Below are 15,592 nucleotides of genomic sequence, written 5' to 3'. Positions count from 1 at the left end.
GACTCCACGCTACCGGGCGTAGCGGGCGTACGCCTTCGCCGCGCGCTCCAGCCGTGTGCTGCAGGCCTCGGTAAGCGGCGCGAACGGCTGCGGGACGACCCGTGCTCCGTCGCGGCGCCAGGTGCCCACCACACGGCCTCCGGCGACGATGATCGGCTGGAACACGCCGTTGCCGCCTGGGACGATCAGCTCGAAGTGACCGTCGTCGAGGATGGGCGAGCGGTCCTGGTAGCCGAGCAGGTACTCGTCGAACGCGGGCAGCAGGTGCACCGCATCCTTCTCGGCGCGGGTCGCGGGCGTGGACGCGGCACGATCGGCGAGCTCGACGGTCGTCAGGTATTCGACGCCGTCGCTCTCAACGGTCGTCACGGCATCGCCGAGCACAGCGAGCCCGGTCTTCGCGCCCGCCATGGTGCCCTTCGTCCACCAGACGAAGTCGCGGATGGTTGTGGGTCCGTGGCCCTGCAGGTACCGAAGCAGGAACTGCGCGTGCGCCTCGTCGGGTTCGAGCGCCGGGGGAGCGGGCGCCCATTCGTCGAGCAGGACGAGGGCCTGCGTCGGGTTGCCGTTGCCCGAGCGGATGACCGGTCCCCAGCACAGCAGGCCGGTCTGCGCGAGGAAGTAGATGAGGTGGTAGCCGCGCTGCCCGGTCGTGGACACCCCGGCGGCCTCCCACACCTCCATCAGCTCCGCCCGGCCGATGCTGCGGCCGCCTTCCAGCGCGTCCGTCACGATCTCGGCGGCCCGCTCGAAGTCGGCGGCGGTCAGCCCGAGCTGCTGCTGCCGGCGCCCCAGGCCGGCGACCATGCGATCCATCGTGATCGACAGCATCCACCGGAGGTCCTCCGGCGGGACGAAGTGCAGCGTGCCGCGCATCGGCCACGACCGGATGACGCGGCCGGCGTCGAGGTCGGTCAGCACGTCGCCGAGCGTGGCGCCGGTCGTCCGCAGGGCGAGCGCCCAGCATCCCGCGGCGAAGTCCTGGCCCTGCAGAGCGAGCAGACGGCGCGCGACGGAGGCGGCGTCCGGCTCGCGAGGCCCGTCGATCGCCTGCGCGAGTCGCCGCATCCGGAGCAGGTCGGCACGGGAGACGCGGACGGCGGAGCGGCTGGCGGGCATGGAGGCCAGCCTGCCAGAGACCACCGACAGCGCGTCAGAGCAGGCCGAGCTCGGTGAGCTGCTCGCTGAGGCCGGCGCCGTCGGGTGCGTACACCCACGGCGTGCCGGAGAGCTCACTGTGCTTCTCGGCCTTCGACCGGCCGCCGGCGAGCACCGCCTCGCCGCTGGACAGCTGCCGGATGGCCACCGCCGACACGTTGTCGGGGTGCGCGACCGTGAACTCGCCGTACAGGTCTTCATCGTGCTGCCCGTCGTCGCCGATGAGCAGCCACTTGAGGCCCGGGAACTCCTGCGCGAGCCGCTCCAGGCTCGTGTGCTTGTGCTCGCGGCCGCTCCGGAACCAGCGGTCGTGGGTGGGGCCCCAGTCGGTCAGCAGCATCGGACCGGCGGGGAAGAGGTTGCGAGAGAGGAACCGGGTCAGCGTCGGTGCGACGTTCCAGGCGCCGGTCGACAGGTAGAGGACCGGGGAGCCGGGATGCGCGGCCGCGAGCCGCTCCAGCAGCACCGACATGCCCGGCGTGGGCACGCGGGCGTGCTCGTCGAGCACGAACGTGTTCCAGGCGGCGAGCAGCGGACGGGGGAGAGCGGTGACCATCACGGTGTCGTCGATGTCGGAGATGACCCCGAAGGTCGCCTTCGGGTCGACGACGAACACCGGCGCCTCGAAGACGCGCGTCGACTCGGCGGTGGACAGCTTGACCGTGTGCCAGCCCGGCGTCAGCTGCGCGGGGACGACCGTGTCGATGACGCCGCCGCGGTCGGTGACCACCTCGTGGCGGTCGCCCTCGATCTCGACGGTGACGGTCGTGTTCGCGAGCGGGACGCTGATGAACGAACGCCAGCCGCGGACCGACTCCTCGCGCTTGCGGTGCAGTCGCTCGGCGCGGCTTCCCGGGCGCGGATCCTTCGCCAGCACGACCCGGCCCAGGATGCGCACCCAGCTGGGCGCGCCGTAGCCGGTGTACGGCACGATCGTCGGGAGGAAGCCGCGTCTGCGGGCGCGTCGCGCGCGGAAGTCGTGGAAGGCGTCCTCGATGCGCGCGGCCCGGTGCATGATCGGCTCCACCGCCGCGCTGCGACGGGAAGCGGGGTCGCCGGTGACCTTGTCGGGGCGCGATTCGGAAGAAGGCATCTGCTTCATTTTCTCATGGAGTGAAGGTTCATTCGTATGCATCCCCCAGATCTGGGGGACTTTTCTTCGGCGGGTCGAAGAGTATTACCCAGCGGAAGTGAGGTTTCCCCGACTACCATCGAGGTATGTGCGACGGTGATTCCGTCGCCGGGCTGGGGACCCGCACCATCGACTGATCGAGAGAGAGAAGGAGTCGCCCTCGTGCCCATCAACGATCTGGTCGCCGGACAGAGCAGCGTCGGAGCACCGCTCGTCCGTACCGAGCCGATCCAGGAGCGCAGCGCCGCCCGCATCGATGCGCTGCTCGATGCCGCCGCCGACGTTGTCGACGAGATCGGATTCGACCGACTGACCACGGCCATGGTGGCCGAGCGCGCCGGCGCGTCCATCGGGACCGTCTACCGCTACTTCCCCGACCGAATCGTGCTGCTCCAGGCGCTGCGCGACCGGGCGCTGCTGCGCTACCGCCACTCGGTCGTCGCGGCGATCGACGCCCAGGCCCCGGAGCACTGGTGGAACGCCGTCGAGGCGGCCATCGACGCCTTTGTGGACATGTTCCGGACCGAGCGCGGGTTCCGCATCATCCGCTTCGCCGATGCCGAGCGCGCGGGCGTTCCGGAGGACGAGGTCGCGCGTGAGGCGGGCTTCGCCCACCAGTTCGCGCAGATCCTCTCCGACGAGTACGGGCTTCCGGCCGGCGACGACCTGGCATTCCGCCTCGAGGTCGTCGTCGAGATCATGGACTCCCTGATCAACCGCGCTTTCGTGGAGGACCCGAACGGCGACGAGCGCTACATCGCCGAGGCGCGGACCGTCGCCCGCGAGTACCTCGAGAGCCGGTTCGACCCGAAGGGCTGAGCCTCCCGCACGGGAATGTCGGTGGTCGGTGGCAGGTTGCCATCCACACGGGCGAGCGCTCCGAACAGGGAGCGAACGCCGCTGAACGGCACCGTCACCGAGCGAAGGGGGGCCGCGTGAGAGCGACCCTGAACGTCACGATTCGACGCAATTCATTGCCAAAACAGCGCCTGGCTGTTTGGCTGGGGGCGATGGCCGCCACAGTCTCCGCACCCCGAAGCGACGCCGATCGCTCAGCGACCCGCTCGACGGGAGCGCTGTCGTGATCGAGTTCCGCGACGTGACGAAGCGGTTCCCGGACGGGACGCTGGCCGTCGACGATTTCTCGCTGGTCATCCCCTCCCGCAAGATCACCGTGCTGGTGGGCTCGTCGGGCAGCGGCAAGACCACCATCCTCCGCATGATCAACCGGATGGTCGACCCGACCTCCGGCGCGATCGAGATCGACGGCGAGAACGTCCTGTCGCTCAAGCCCGTCGCCCTGCGCCGCTCGATCGGCTACGTGATGCAGAACTCCGGGCTGCTGCCGCACCGCAAGGTCGTGGACAACATCGCGACCGTGCCGCTGCTCAAGGGCGTCAAGAAGAAGGAAGCGCGGGAGCGGGCACTGGAGCTGATGGACACCGTCGGGCTCGAGCGGTCGCTGGCCGATCGCTACCCGAGCCAGCTCTCCGGCGGTCAGCAGCAGCGCGTCGGCGTCGCCCGCGGTCTCGCGGTCGACCCCAACATCCTGCTCATGGACGAGCCGTTCGGCGCGGTCGACCCGATCGTGCGCGACGATCTCCAGAACGAGCTGCTCCACCTGCAGCGCGACCTCGACAAGACGGTCGTGTTCGTGACCCACGACATCGACGAGGCGTTCAAGCTCGGCGACCAGGTGGTCATCTTCCGGAAGGGCGGCATCGTCGCCCAGAAGGGAACGCCCGCCGAGATCCTGGCGAACCCCGCCGACGACTTCGTCGCATCGTTCGTCGGCGCCGACCGCGGGCGCCGCGTGCTGCACGTCGAGCAGACGCCGACCGGCTCGGTGCTGGTCGACAGCGACGGGCGCGCCGCCGGCGTGCTCTCCGGCGCGCAGCAGGGCGCCGTTCCCTCCGAGGCAAAGGCCGCGACCGTCTCGGTCGCGGGTGCTCCGGCGCAGGGTGAGGACGCGTCGTGAGCTTCTTGTGGTCGAACCTCGGCCCTGTCTGGAATCTCACGGTCAATCACGTGTGGCTCGCCGCGCTCCCGATCGCGATCGGGTTCATCGTGTCGGTGCCGATCGGCTGGGTCGCGAACCGCTACCGCTGGAGCCGCGGCGCGCTGCTGACGATCTGCGGCATCCTGTACGCGATCCCGTCGCTGCCGTTCTTCTTCGCCATGCCGGCGCTGATCGGCACGCAGATCCTCTCGCCGCTGAACCTGGTGGTCGCGTTGAGCGTCTACGCGGTGGCGATCATGGTGCGGACCGCGGCGGATGCGCTCGCGTCCGTTCCCGGCGACGTGCTGCAGTCGGCGACCGCTGTCGGGTATTCCGGCTGGCGTCGCTTCTGGTCGGTGGAGCTTCCGCTCGCCGGTCCCGTGCTGCTGGCCGGGCTGCGCGTGGTCTCGGTAAGCACCGTGAGCCTCGTCAGCGTCGGCGCGCTGCTCGGTGTGCCGAACCTCGGCTTCCTGTTCACGGACAGCCTCAACCGGTACTACCCCGAGGAGGCGGTCGTCGGGATCGTGCTGATCATGATCCTCGCGCTGCTGTTCGACCTGATCCTGGTCGGGATCGGCCGGGTGCTGCTGCCGTGGGCGCGCGCCGACCGGCGGACGAAGCGCCTCCGGCACCGCGAGACCGTGAAGGCGGTGACCGGCGCATGACCGACATCCTCGCCGCCTTCGCCTGGATCGCCGACCCGACCAACTGGGCCGGTCCTAGCGGCATTCCGGCACGCACCGGCGAGCACATCCTCTACTCGCTGCTGACCCTGCTGCTGGCCGCCGTGATCGCGCTGCCGATCGGGTTCGCCATCGGCCACACCGGCCGTTTCCGCGGTATCGCGGTCGGCGTCTCCGGCGCCCTCCGTGCGCTGCCGACGCTGGGCCTCGTCATCTACCTGGCGCTCATCACGACGAACCTGACGATCGTGCCGCCGTTGATCGCCCTGACGATCCTCGCCATCCCGCCGGTGCTCGCGGGCGCGTACTCCGGCGTGCAATCCGTCGACCGGGCGCCGATCGACGCCGCACGCGCGATCGGGATGACCGGCTGGCAGGTCTTCACCAAGGTGGAGCTGCCGCTGGCCCTCCCGTTGGTGATCGGCGGGCTCCGCTCCGGCGCCCTGCAGGTGATCGCGACCTGGACGGTCGCGGCGATCCTGCCGGTCGGCGGCCTCGGGCGGTTCCTCATCGACGGGATCGCCGTGCAGAACTACCCCGAGATGCTCGGCGGCTCGATCATCGTCATCGCGCTCGCCCTCGTCTCCGACGGTCTGTTCGCCATCACCCAGCGCCTCGTCGTGCCACGCGGCGTCGTCGCCGGGCGCGTGCGCGACACCGGCGAAGGCGACCGTCGCCCCTCCCGAGCATCGGCCCGCGAGAGCGCGCCGACCACCTGACCCGCACCACCCTCCCGAAACCCACGCACACCGAGCTCCCGCACCGGGACACCAAGAGAGAAGAGATCATGTTCGCATCCAAGAAGAGCCGCATCGCGGCCGGCGTGCTCGCCGCCGGGGCGCTGCTCGCGCTCAGCGCCTGCTCGTCGGGCGGCGGCGCGTTCAGCACCGGCTCCGCCTCGTCCTCCAGCGACACCGTCACCATCGGCTCGGCCGCGTTCGGCGAGTCCGAGATCCTCATGCAGGTCTACGGCCAGGCCCTCGAGGCCAACGGCGTGAAGGTGGCCTACAAGCCGAGCATCGGCCAGCGCGACGTCTACCTCAAGGCGCTGCAGGACGGCTCCATCGACCTCATCCCCGAGTACAGCGGCAACCTGCTCCAGTTCTACGACAAGAACAGCACCGCCACCTCGAGCGACGACGTCTACGCCGCCCTCGGCAAGGCGCTGCCGAAGGGCTACGAGGTGCTCGACCAGTCGGAGGCCCAGGACGCCGACTCGTACAACGTCACCAAGGAGTTCTCGGACAAGTACAACGTTACGAGCCTCGACGACCTGAAGAACGTCACCGTGCCGCTGACGGTGGGCGCGAACCCCGAGTTCGCGACCCGTCCGTACGGCATCCCGGGACTCAAGTCGGCCTACGGCGTCACCGCGACGCTCAAGCCGATCAGCGACTCCGGTGGCCCGCTGACCGTCGCGGCGCTGAAGAACGGCGACGTACAGCTGGCCGACATCTACACGACGACACCGGCCATCAAGGACAACGGCTTCGTCACCCTCAAGGACCCGAAGAGCCTGATCGCCGCGCAGAACATCGTGCCGCTGATCAACAGCTCCAAGGCGTCGGACAAGGTGAAGGAGGTCCTGAACAAGGTCTCCAAGGAGCTCACCACCTCCGACCTGATCGACATGAACGGCGAGAACCAGGGCGCGAGCAAGACCCAGCCCGATGCGGTCGCCAAGAAGTGGCTGCAGGAGCACCCGGTCAAGTAACGATCAGACGGCTCCATCACGCGGCGGTTCGGGTTCCCGGGCCGCCGCGTCGCCGTCTGCGGCCTCCATGTGCCGCTCCTCGCGCTTGCCGAGCACCTTCTTGACCTCGTACACCGCGACGATGAACAGCGCGATCACCGCGACGAAGATGTAGCCGGCCCAGTGCAGTTCGCGGGACAGTTCGCGGTAGCTGCCGGCCGCCGCCGAGCCGACGCTCACATAGGCGAACGCCCACAGGATGCAGGCGGGCACCGTCCATGCCATGAAGGTGCGGTATCGCATCGGGCTCATGCCGACCGAGAGCGGGATGAGCGAGTGCAGCACCGGGAGGAACCGCGACAGGAACACGGCGATGCCGCCACGGCGCGCGAGGTACGCCTCGGCGCGGTCGAAGTTGCGCGCGCCGATCTTGCGGCCGAGAGCGCTCCCGCGGATGCGTGGGCCGAAGAACCGGCCGAGCGCGAAGCCGATCGACTCGCCGCACAACGCCCCGACGATCACGGCGACCACGAGGGCGACGTACTCGACCGGACTCGACACGCCGGTGCTCGCGACCAGCACGACGGTGTCTCCGGGGACGACCAGCCCGACCAGGATCGACGTCTCCAGCATGATCGCGACCCCCGCCAGCAGGGTCCGCAGGACCGGGTCGACGCTCTGCACGAGGTCGAGGATCCAGGTGAGGGCGTCGTTCATGTCGTCGGCATCCGTCGCGGCATGCTCGCAGCGTAGCGGTGGACCCTGACCTGTCGCTGCACGGTGCCGGCGAGGAGGCTCGTCAGCCCGCCGACCCGTCAGCTCAGCAGGATGACCAGCGGCGGCACGATGACGAGCAGCGCGGTGGCCACGACCACGGACGCTCGAAGCACCGGGCCGACGGTCCGGCGCGCGTCGGTGAGCCGCTCCTCGCGCGCGACCAGGGCGGCGCGGCGCTGCTCGGGCGTCCGCTTGTCCTTCGGTGCGCCGAGCGCCGCGCCCGCCGGGCCGGTGGCGTCGACCAGCCGGATCGCCTCGGCGAGCACGGCGTCCCCGGACGCCTTGCGGGCGGTGTCGTCGGCCAGCTCCTCGAGAAGCAGCGCCACGGCATCCTGCGCCCGCGTCGCGATCGGGAACCAGGGGAGCGCGCGCTTCCAGGAGCGGAACGCATCCAGCAGCAGGTGGTGCTTCTGCCGCAGGTGTGCGCGCTCGTGGGCGACCACCGCGTCCAGCTCGGCGGGGGACAGCAATTCGATCATCCCCTCGGAGAGGACGGTCACGCTGCGTGCGCCGGGCAGGCAGTAGGCGGCCGGCGCGGGATGGTCGATCACGCGCGTGCTCGGGGTGTCCGGCAGCGGCGACGACAGCAGGCGGAGCAGCTCCATGTGCCGGTGCCGCTGGTTGCGGCTGCGCACCGAGGTGAGCGCCAGGTTCAGGACCAGGTGCGCCGTGAGAAGGATCGCAGCGCTCAGCAGGAACGCGTTGAGCAGGCTGACGCCCGGCGGGAGCGGGCCGCTGAACAGCGAGTCGGCGGCGCCCTGGATGCGACTCCACAGGTCGTCGCCGAAGGGGAGCAGGCCGGCGAGCAGCAACGATCCGATCATCGAGATGCCCCCGGCGAGGGCGATGGACTGCCACAGCGCGACGGCGAGCACGGGTGCGGCGGCCGGCCACTTGGCGCGCGCGAGCAGCAGCGGCACAGGCCAGGCGAGGGCGACGGCCAGCGCGCCGAGGAAGATCGCCCCGGCGAGCGGCGCGACGGGGTCGGTGCTCACACGCTGCGGGCGTCGAGCAGTCGGCGCAGCACCTCGGCCTCGGACTCGTCGACGGAGCCGACGAAGTACGCCAGCGCCTCGGTGCGGTCGGACGACGACTCGAGGACCTCGCGCATGAGGTCCGCGACGTGTCCGGCGCGGGTGAGGGCCGCGTAGTAGAGGTGCGGGCGGGCGTCACGGTCGCGCCCGACGAATCCCTTGGCCTCCAGCCGGGACAGCACCGTGAGCACCGTCGTCAGAGCTGGTGCCTTCCCACCGTCGCGGGATGCCGCTAGCTTGTCGCGTAGCTCACCGGCCGCGATGGGGGCGTCGCCGTCCCACAGGGTGTCCATGACAGCCCGTTCCAGTTCTCCGAGGTTCGCCACGATCCCAGGGTAGCGCGAATGGGCTGGGAATGTTCTACACTTCGTAGAAGTTGTTCTTCTACAGGGCGTAGAAGTGATCCGGAGGGATGCACGTGAACGAACTGCTGGACCCGCTCCTGCTGTCGCGCTGGCAGTTCGGGCTCACCACGATCTACCACTTCCTCTTCGTGCCGCTCACGATCGGGTTGGTCACCTGCACCGCGATCTTCCAGACCGCGTGGTACCGCACGGCGAAGCCCAAGTACCTCCAGCTGACCCACTTCTTCGGCAAGATCTTCCTCATCAACTTCGCCATGGGCGTCGTCACCGGCATCGTGCAGGAGTTCCAGTTCGGGATGAACTGGTCGAACTACTCGCGCTTCGTCGGCGACATCTTCGGCGCGCCCCTCGCGTTGGAGGGACTGCTCGCGTTCTTCCTCGAGGCGACCTTCATCGGTCTCTGGATCTTCGGCTGGGACAAGCTCCCCAAGGGGCTGCATCTGGCGACGATCTGGATCGTGTCGGTGGGCAGCATCCTGTCGGCGTACTTCATCCTCGCCGCCAACGCGTTCATGCAGAACCCGGTCGGCTACCACCTCAACCCGGCGAAGGGCCGGGCGGAGCTCACCGACCTCTGGGCGGTGCTCACGAACAAGGTCGCCCTCGCCGCCTTCCCGCACACGATCTTCGGCTGCTTCATGGTGTCGGCCGGCCTCATCATCGCGGTCGCCGCGTGGCACCTGTCGCGCAACCAGCACCTCGACACCATGCGCCCCGCGCTCAAGTTCGGCCTCTGGCTGATGATCGGGGCCGGCATCGGGACGGTGCTGAGCGGCGACCAGCTCGGCCTCGCCATGGTCGAGACCCAGCCGATGAAGATGGCCGCGGCGGAGGCGCTCTACAAGACCTCCACGGGAGCCGACGCCTCGTTCTCGATCTTCACCCTCGGCACGCCCGACGGCGTCCACGAGCTGTTCAGCATCCGCATCCCGTACCTGCTGTCGTTCCTGTCGACGCATACGCTGACCGGGACGGTCGAGGGCATCAACGACCTGCAGGCGCAGTACACGCAGCTCTACGGCCCCGGCGACTACACGCCGGTCATCTGGGTCACGTACTGGGCGTTCCGCTGGATGATCGGGCTCGGCGCCGCGCACATCCTGGTCGCGCTCGGCGGCCTGTGGTTCACCCGCAAGGGCCGCACCCCGAAGCCGTGGATGTGGAAGGTCGCGATCTGGGCGATGCCGCTGTCGCTGCTCGCCATGATCGTCGGCTGGATCTTCACGGAGATGGGTCGCCAGCCGTGGATCGTCTTCAGCCTCATGAAGACCGCGGACGGCGTCTCGCCCGGCACGAGCGGCCTGGAGGTGCTGATCTCGCTGATCGCCTTCACCGCGATCTACGGCACCCTCGCCGTGGTCGAGTTCACGCTCATCAAGAAGGCGGCGCAGAAGGGCCCCGACGACGCCGCGAAGCACCTCGACGAGGCGGGCGAGCCCATCCCCGTCACCACGGTCTACTAGGAGGAGCAGGCAATGGATCTCGCAGTTCTCTGGTTCGGCATCATCGCCTTCTTCTTCGTCGGCTACTTCGTGCTGGACGGTTTCGACTTCGGCGTCGGGATGGCGCTGCCGTTCCTCGGCCGCGACGACACCGACCGCCGCGTCATGATCAACACCATCGGCCCGATCTGGGACCTCAACGAGACGTGGGTCATCGTGGGCGGCGCGGCGCTCTTCGCGGCGTTCCCCGAGTGGTACGCGACCCTGTTCAGCGGGTTCTACCTGGCGCTGCTGCTCATCCTGCTCGCCCTCATCGTCCGCGGCGTCTCGTTCGAGTACCGGCACCAGCGGGCGAGCGCGCGCTGGAAGAAGTGGTTCGACGGGATGATCGTCGTGGGCTCGGCGATCCCGGCCTTCCTCTGGGGCGTCGCGTTCTCGAACATCGTGCACGGAGTCGCGCTGAACGCCCACCACGACTACACCGGCACGCTGTTCGACCTCCTCAACGGCTACGCGCTGCTCGGCGGCCTGACCACGCTGCTGCTGTTCTTCACCCACGGCGTCGTGTTCGTGTCCCTCAAGACGGACGGCGACCTGCGGCTGCGGGCGCGCCGGCTGGCGGTCTGGTCGGGGCTGGCGGCGATCGTGGTGGCGGCCGTGTTCCTCGGCTGGACGGCGGTCGCGCACTTCTCGCCGGTGTTCCTCGCCCTCGCGATCCTCGCCGCGGTCGCGCTCATCGCATCCTGGATCGCCAACCTGCGCGGCGTCGAGGGCTGGTCGTTCGGCTTCATGGCGGCGACGATCGCGCTCGCGGTGGTGTCGCTCTTCGCTGCGCTGTTCCCGGACGTGATGCCGTCGTCGCCGAACCCGGAGAACAGCTTGACCATCGCCAATGCGTCGAGCTCGCAGCTGACGCTGACGATCATGACCTGGGTCGCGGCGATCTTCCTTCCGCTGATCCTCGTGTACCAGGGCTTCACCTACTGGATCTTCCGCAAGCGCGTGACGCGGGCGCACATCCCCGAGGAGCCCGAGTCGGCGCCGGAGTCGGTGACGGCCTGACATGCGCCCGCTTGACCCGCGCCTCCTCCGCTACGCGTCCGCGACCCGCAGCACGCTCGCTGCCGGTGCCCTGCTCTCCGTGCTGCAGACGGCGACCGTCGTCGCGTTCGCGTGGCTGGTGACGGACGTGGTGGTGCGGGCGATCGCGGGGGAGCCGGTGTCGGCGCTGAGCGGCACCCTCGTCCTCCTCGGTGTCGTCGTCGCCGTACGGGCGGTGCTGTTCTGGGCGGTGGAGGCCGTGTCGTCGCGCGGGGGCGCGCGGGTGGTCGGGCAGCTGCGGGAGCGGCTGGTCGCATCCATCGGCCGGCTGGGACCGGGATGGGTCTCCCGCCGCAGCACCGCCGAGGTCACGCTGGTCGCGGGCCGCGGCATGGAGGCGCTGGACGGCTACTTCGCGAAGTACCTGCCGCAGCTGATCGCGACGGCGGTGGCGATGCCGCTGCTCGTGCTGGTCATCGGCTGGCGGGATCTCACCAGCGGCATCATCCTCATGGTGACGCTGCCGCTCATCCCGCTGTTCATGGTGCTCGTCGGCTGGGCGACGCAGGCTGCGCAGCAGCGCCAGTGGGCCGCGCTGTCCCGGCTGTCGAGCGCGTTCCTGGATGTCGTGGCCGGCCTCTCGACGCTGAAGCTGTTCGGGCGGCAGCACCGGCAGGAGGCGCGGATCCACGAGGTGAGCGAGCAGTACCGCGTGCACACGATGAAGGTGCTGCGGATGTCGTTCCTCTCCGGGTTCGTGCTCGAGCTGGCGGCGAGCCTGTCGGTCGCGGTGATAGCCGTCACGATCGGGCTGCGGCTGCTCGGCGGCTCGCTCGACCTGTCCGTCGGGCTGTTCGTGCTGCTGCTCGCGCCCGAGGCGTTCCTGCCGCTGCGGAACGTCGGCGCGGCGTACCACGCGGCGACCGAGGGGATCGAGGCGGCGACGAACGCGTTCGCGATCATCGAGGAGGCGGAAGGGGCGGCCGCGTCGCCCGCGGTCGTCTCGTCGAACGGGTCGCGGGGGCTGGTCTTCGACGGTGTGTCCATCGGGTACGACGGCCGGGAGGTGGTCGGCGCCTTCAGCGCCGCCGTGGCGCCGGGGACCCTGGCGGTGCTGCGCGCGCCGAGCGGGAGCGGCAAGTCGAGCCTCGTGGCGGCGGCGCTCGGGTTCGTGCCGCAGGAGGGACGCATCCTGGTGGATGGACGGGCCGAGGTGTCCGCGCGGCGCTCGGGGATCGCGTGGGCGGGTCAGAAGAGCGGGCTGATGGCCGGGACGATCGCGTCCAACGTCGCGCTCGGCGACCCGTCGCCGTCGTCGTCGCTCGTTGCCTCGGCGCTGCGGGAAGCGGCGGCCGGGGAACTGGACCCGTCGACGCCGGTGGACGCGGGCGGCGCCGGGCTCTCGGGCGGGCAGGCGCAGCGTGTCGCGGTGGCGCGGGCCCTGTACCGGCTGCGGTCGCGGCAGTGCGCCGTCCTCATTCTGGACGAGCCGACCTCCGCGCTCGACGCGGCGACCGAGGCGCGGCTGCTGGAGTCGCTGCGCCGGATCGCGCGGGAAGGCACGGCGGTGCTGGTGGTGAGCCACCGGGACGCGGTGGCGGAGGCGGCGGATGCCATGCTGACGATGGAGGCGGAGGTGTCGCGTGTCTGAGGTGGGTGGGTCGGTGGCCGTCGTGGACGCTGCGGAGGTGCGCCGCATCCTGCGTCTGGCAGTCCCGCCGCGGGGCGGCTCTGGACGGCGATCGGCTTCGGCGCGCTGAGCGGCGCGAGCGCCGTCGCGCTGCTCGGGGTGTCGGCGTGGCTGATCACGCGGGCGTCGGAGCAGCCCGCGATGATGTACCTGTCGATGGCCGTGGTCGGCGTGCGCGCCTTCGCCCTCGGGCGGGCGTTCTTCCGCTACCTGGAGCGGCTGGCGGGTCATGATGCGGCGTTCCGGCAGCTCGGAACCGTCCGGTCGCGGCTGTACGCCCGGCTCGAGCCGCTCGCCCCCGACGGCCTCCGCGGCATCCGCTCGGGCGATCTGCTCACGAGCCTCGCCGACGACGTCGACGAACTGCAGAACGTGGCGCTCCGCGTCATCCAGCCCCTGGTCACAGCCGGGATCGTGGTCGCGGGCAGTGTCGTCGTCGCGTTCCTGGTGCTGCCGGCAGCCGGCCTCGGACTGCTTGTCATGCTCGCGGTCGCGCTCGGCGCCGGCGTGCTGCTCAACCGCTGGGCGGCCGGGACCGCCGAGCGGCGCATCGCGTCCCTGCGCGCCGACCTCAACGACGCGCTGCACGACCTGGTCGCGAACCTCGACGTGCTGACCGCGTTCGGCGCGTTGGAGGCGGGGGAGCGGCGGGTGCGCGAGGCGAGCGAACGCCTGACGGCCGCGGCGCGGTCGCGGGCCATCGGGCTGGGCGTGACGGCGGGCGCGGTGTCGTTGCTCGCGGGCGGTGCCACGGTGTGGGCGCTGGCAGTGGGTGTGCCGGCTCTCGGCGGCGGGGCGGTATCCGCGCCGGGGCTGGCGGTCGTCGCGCTGCTGCCGATCGCGGTGTTCGAGGTGTTCGGGACGGTGCCGCTCGCGTTCGGCGCGTGGCGCAGCGTCCGCGCGAGCGCCGAGCGGATCGCGTCCGCCGCGCCCGCGGTGGTGCCGGACGGCATCCTGGTGGACGCGGCGGACGCGCTGCCGCTGCGGGCCGGCCGGACCGGCGCGCCGGAGGTCGTCCTCGACGAAGTGTCCGCACACTGGCCGGATGCGGAGGCGCCGGTGCTGCGCGACGTGACGCTCAGGCTCGCGCCGGGGGAGCGCGTCCTGCTCACCGGGCCGACCGGCGCGGGCAAGACCGCCCTCGTGCACGTCCTGACCCGGCTGATCGACCACACCGGCGACTACCGCCTCGGTGGTGGCGACGTGGCGCGGTTCCGGCAGGACGACGTCCGCCGCGTGGTCGGAGTCGTGGAGCAGCGTCCGTACCTCTTCGACGCCGACGTGCGGCAGAACCTGCTGTTCGCGCGGGAGACGGCGACGGACGACGAGCTCCTGGCCGTCCTCGACCGCGTCGGCCTCCGCGAATGGGTGGTCGAGCGCGGCGGCCTGGGCGCTGCCGTCGGCGAGCGCGGCGCGCTGGTCTCGGGCGGTCAGGCGCAGCGGATCGCGCTCGCCCGGGCGCTCCTGGCCGACTTCCCGGTGCTGGTGGTGGACGAGCCCACCGCCAACGTCGACGCGGCGGCCGCGGACGCGATCGTCCGCGACGTGCTCACCACCGCCGCCGAGGACGGCCGCACCGTCCTGCTGATCTCGCACGCCGACCTCCCCGCCGACCTCGTCGACCGCACCCTCCGCCTCGAGCACGGCGCCCTCGTCGCCTGACCGCCCCGGGGCCCAACCGCCCCATCCACGGGTCGCAACACGCCGTTATCGAGCGCGCGTAACGGCGTGTTGCGACCCATCGATCGCGGGGGCGGGGACGACGCGGGGTCAGGGCAGCGGGCGGGCGAGCGCGGCGAAGCGGGCGCGCCATGCGTCGGTGCGGGCCGGGTCGAGCGCCAGCGCCGGGCCGTCGACCCACGACGTGACCGCCCGGATCCCGTGCAGCGCGTTGACCGCCCACAGCACCGCGCCGTCGAGCTCGGACGGCCGCACCGCCTCCTCCTCGACCGGCACGCCGACCGCCGCTGCGATGCCTCGCACGGTCCGCGCGGCCACGCTGTCGACGCGGGGGAGGGAGAACGGCGGCGCGAACAGCGTGCCGTTCCGCCACCACAGCAACGCCGAGGTCGCCCCATCGGACACGCGTCCGCCGTCCAGGATGACCGCCTCCTGCGCTCCGACCCGCTGCGCCCGCTGTCGCAGCGCGCTCAGCCGGTCGATGTCCGGACCCTTGAGGTGCGGAACCTGCCGCGGGTCCGCGTCCGCGGTCGCCACGACCAGGGACTCGGTCAGCGCCGGTGCAGGCCGCAGCCGGAACCGCAGCCGCAACGCCTCCCGCGCTCGCACCAGCTCGAACCGCGGGAACCACGCACCCTCCCGGGGCACCGACGCGATCGCGGCATCCCAGAACGCCTCCAGGTCGCCGCCCGCGTAGCCCTGCTCGCGCACGGTCTCGACGAAGCGCGCCCGATGCAGCCCGAGCGCCAGGACGCGCCCGTGCCGGACCAGGAACGAATCCGCCCCCAGCAGTTCCGTCTCGACCACCTCGCAGTCGTCGCGCACGCGCAGCGCGCCCTCCGCCCAGTCGGCGAGGGTGTTCACGGGACCGGTGCTGCGTGCATCCACTCGCCTAGGC

At 70.9% G+C, this 15,592-nt stretch carries 14 protein-coding genes and 1 pseudogene; 9 read left to right on the top strand and 6 right to left on the bottom strand.

All coding sequences use genetic code 11. The annotated features are described in order from the left end of the window. Positions 1-9: 9 nt before the first annotated feature. Together A0130_03105 and A0130_03100 are read right to left on the bottom strand one after the other, a co-directional pair. Positions 10-1,119 carry a hypothetical protein gene (locus A0130_03105; GenBank protein ANF30805.1) on the bottom strand — a complete coding sequence of 370 codons (1,110 nt, stop codon included), beginning with the start codon at positions 1,117-1,119 and terminating at the stop codon, positions 10-12. 34 nt (positions 1,120-1,153) lie between these two features. Further along, positions 1,154-2,251 carry an ACP synthase gene (locus A0130_03100; protein ID ANF33268.1) on the bottom strand — a complete coding sequence of 366 codons (1,098 nt, stop codon included), beginning with the start codon at positions 2,249-2,251 and terminating at the stop codon, positions 1,154-1,156. 201 nt (positions 2,252-2,452) lie between these two features. On the opposite strand from A0130_03100, the gene A0130_03095 reads away from it, so the two are divergent. The 5 genes from A0130_03095 to A0130_03075 all read left to right on the top strand — a co-directional run bounded on the left by A0130_03095 (position 2,453) and on the right by A0130_03075 (position 6,686). After that, the gene (locus tag A0130_03095) at positions 2,453-3,109 is read left to right on the top strand and encodes a TetR family transcriptional regulator (GenBank protein ANF30804.1); all 657 of its coding nucleotides are present in this window, start codon (positions 2,453-2,455) and stop codon (positions 3,107-3,109) included. Positions 3,110-3,371: 262 nt separating this feature from the next. Continuing rightward, entirely contained in the window at positions 3,372-4,268 is an 897-nt protein-coding gene (locus A0130_03090) for an ABC transporter ATP-binding protein (GenBank protein ID ANF30803.1), read from the top strand. Beyond that, positions 4,265-4,954, top strand: a complete 690-nt coding sequence (locus A0130_03085) for an ABC transporter permease (GenBank protein ID ANF30802.1) — start codon at positions 4,265-4,267, stop codon at positions 4,952-4,954. The genes A0130_03090 and A0130_03085 overlap by 4 nt, the downstream gene beginning before the upstream one ends. Further along, positions 4,951-5,691, top strand: coding sequence for a glycine/betaine ABC transporter permease (locus A0130_03080; GenBank protein ID ANF30801.1), 741 nt, complete (start codon positions 4,951-4,953; stop codon positions 5,689-5,691). The genes A0130_03085 and A0130_03080 overlap by 4 nt, the downstream gene beginning before the upstream one ends. A gap of 68 nt (positions 5,692-5,759) precedes the next feature. Then, positions 5,760-6,686, top strand: coding sequence for a glycine/betaine ABC transporter (locus A0130_03075; protein ID ANF30800.1), 927 nt, complete (start codon positions 5,760-5,762; stop codon positions 6,684-6,686). Positions 6,687-6,689: 3 nt separating this feature from the next. Here the strand turns inward: A0130_03075 and A0130_03070 are convergent, their stop codons facing one another. The 3 genes from A0130_03070 to A0130_03060 all read right to left on the bottom strand — a co-directional run bounded on the left by A0130_03070 (position 6,690) and on the right by A0130_03060 (position 8,802). Continuing rightward, complete coding sequence (locus A0130_03070; GenBank protein ID ANF30799.1) at positions 6,690-7,382, bottom strand: hypothetical protein; 693 nt, start codon at positions 7,380-7,382, stop codon at positions 6,690-6,692. Positions 7,383-7,480: 98 nt separating this feature from the next. After that, entirely contained in the window at positions 7,481-8,437 is a 957-nt protein-coding gene (locus A0130_03065; protein ANF30798.1) for a peptidase M48, read from the bottom strand. Continuing rightward, the gene (locus A0130_03060) at positions 8,434-8,802 is read right to left on the bottom strand and encodes a transcriptional regulator (GenBank protein ID ANF30797.1); all 369 of its coding nucleotides are present in this window, start codon (positions 8,800-8,802) and stop codon (positions 8,434-8,436) included. Before A0130_03060 ends, A0130_03065 begins: the two co-directional genes overlap by 4 nt. Before the next feature lie 92 nt (positions 8,803-8,894). Between A0130_03060 and A0130_03055 the strand changes: the two genes are divergently transcribed. The 4 genes and pseudogenes from A0130_03055 (at position 8,895) to A0130_03040 (ending at position 14,676) form a co-directional block, all read left to right on the top strand. After that, positions 8,895-10,304, top strand: coding sequence for a cytochrome BD ubiquinol oxidase subunit I (locus tag A0130_03055; GenBank protein ID ANF33267.1), 1,410 nt, complete (start codon positions 8,895-8,897; stop codon positions 10,302-10,304). Positions 10,305-10,316: 12 nt separating this feature from the next. After that, a complete protein-coding gene (locus A0130_03050; protein ID ANF30796.1) occupies positions 10,317-11,345 on the top strand; it encodes a cytochrome C oxidase assembly protein in 1,029 nt (342 codons plus the stop codon). A gap of 1 nt (position 11,346) precedes the next feature. Next, complete coding sequence (locus tag A0130_03045; protein ID ANF30795.1) at positions 11,347-12,975, top strand: thiol reductant ABC exporter subunit CydD; 1,629 nt, start codon at positions 11,347-11,349, stop codon at positions 12,973-12,975. Positions 12,976-13,012: 37 nt separating this feature from the next. Then, positions 13,013-14,676, top strand: a pseudogene (locus A0130_03040) (thiol reductant ABC exporter subunit CydC). 108 nt (positions 14,677-14,784) lie between these two features. On the opposite strand, the gene A0130_03035 reads toward A0130_03040, so the two are convergent. Next, on the bottom strand, positions 14,785-15,582 hold the full coding sequence (locus tag A0130_03035; GenBank protein ANF30794.1) for a hypothetical protein: 798 nt from the start codon (positions 15,580-15,582) through the stop codon (positions 14,785-14,787). Between the last annotated feature and the right edge of the window lie 10 nt (positions 15,583-15,592).

The organism is Leifsonia xyli (assembly GCA_001647635.1).
Lineage (GTDB): Bacteria > Actinomycetota > Actinomycetes > Actinomycetales > Microbacteriaceae > Leifsonia > Leifsonia xyli_A.
Note: the sequence above shows the minus strand (reverse complement) of the source record. Positions and strands in the feature narration are given on the sequence as shown.

Coding starts and splice junctions, on each gene's coding strand:
- A0130_03075 (ANF30800.1), top strand. CDS start 5,760: ATGTTCGCATCCAAGAAGAGCCGCATCGCGGCCGGCGTGCTCGCCGCC.
- A0130_03100 (ANF33268.1), bottom strand. CDS start 2,251: ATGCCTTCTTCCGAATCGCGCCCCGACAAGGTCACCGGCGACCCCGCT.
- A0130_03070 (ANF30799.1), bottom strand. CDS start 7,382: ATGAACGACGCCCTCACCTGGATCCTCGACCTCGTGCAGAGCGTCGAC.
- A0130_03045 (ANF30795.1), top strand. CDS start 11,347: ATGCGCCCGCTTGACCCGCGCCTCCTCCGCTACGCGTCCGCGACCCGC.
- A0130_03080 (ANF30801.1), top strand. CDS start 4,951: ATGACCGACATCCTCGCCGCCTTCGCCTGGATCGCCGACCCGACCAAC.
- A0130_03105 (ANF30805.1), bottom strand. CDS start 1,119: ATGCCCGCCAGCCGCTCCGCCGTCCGCGTCTCCCGTGCCGACCTGCTC.
- A0130_03050 (ANF30796.1), top strand. CDS start 10,317: ATGGATCTCGCAGTTCTCTGGTTCGGCATCATCGCCTTCTTCTTCGTC.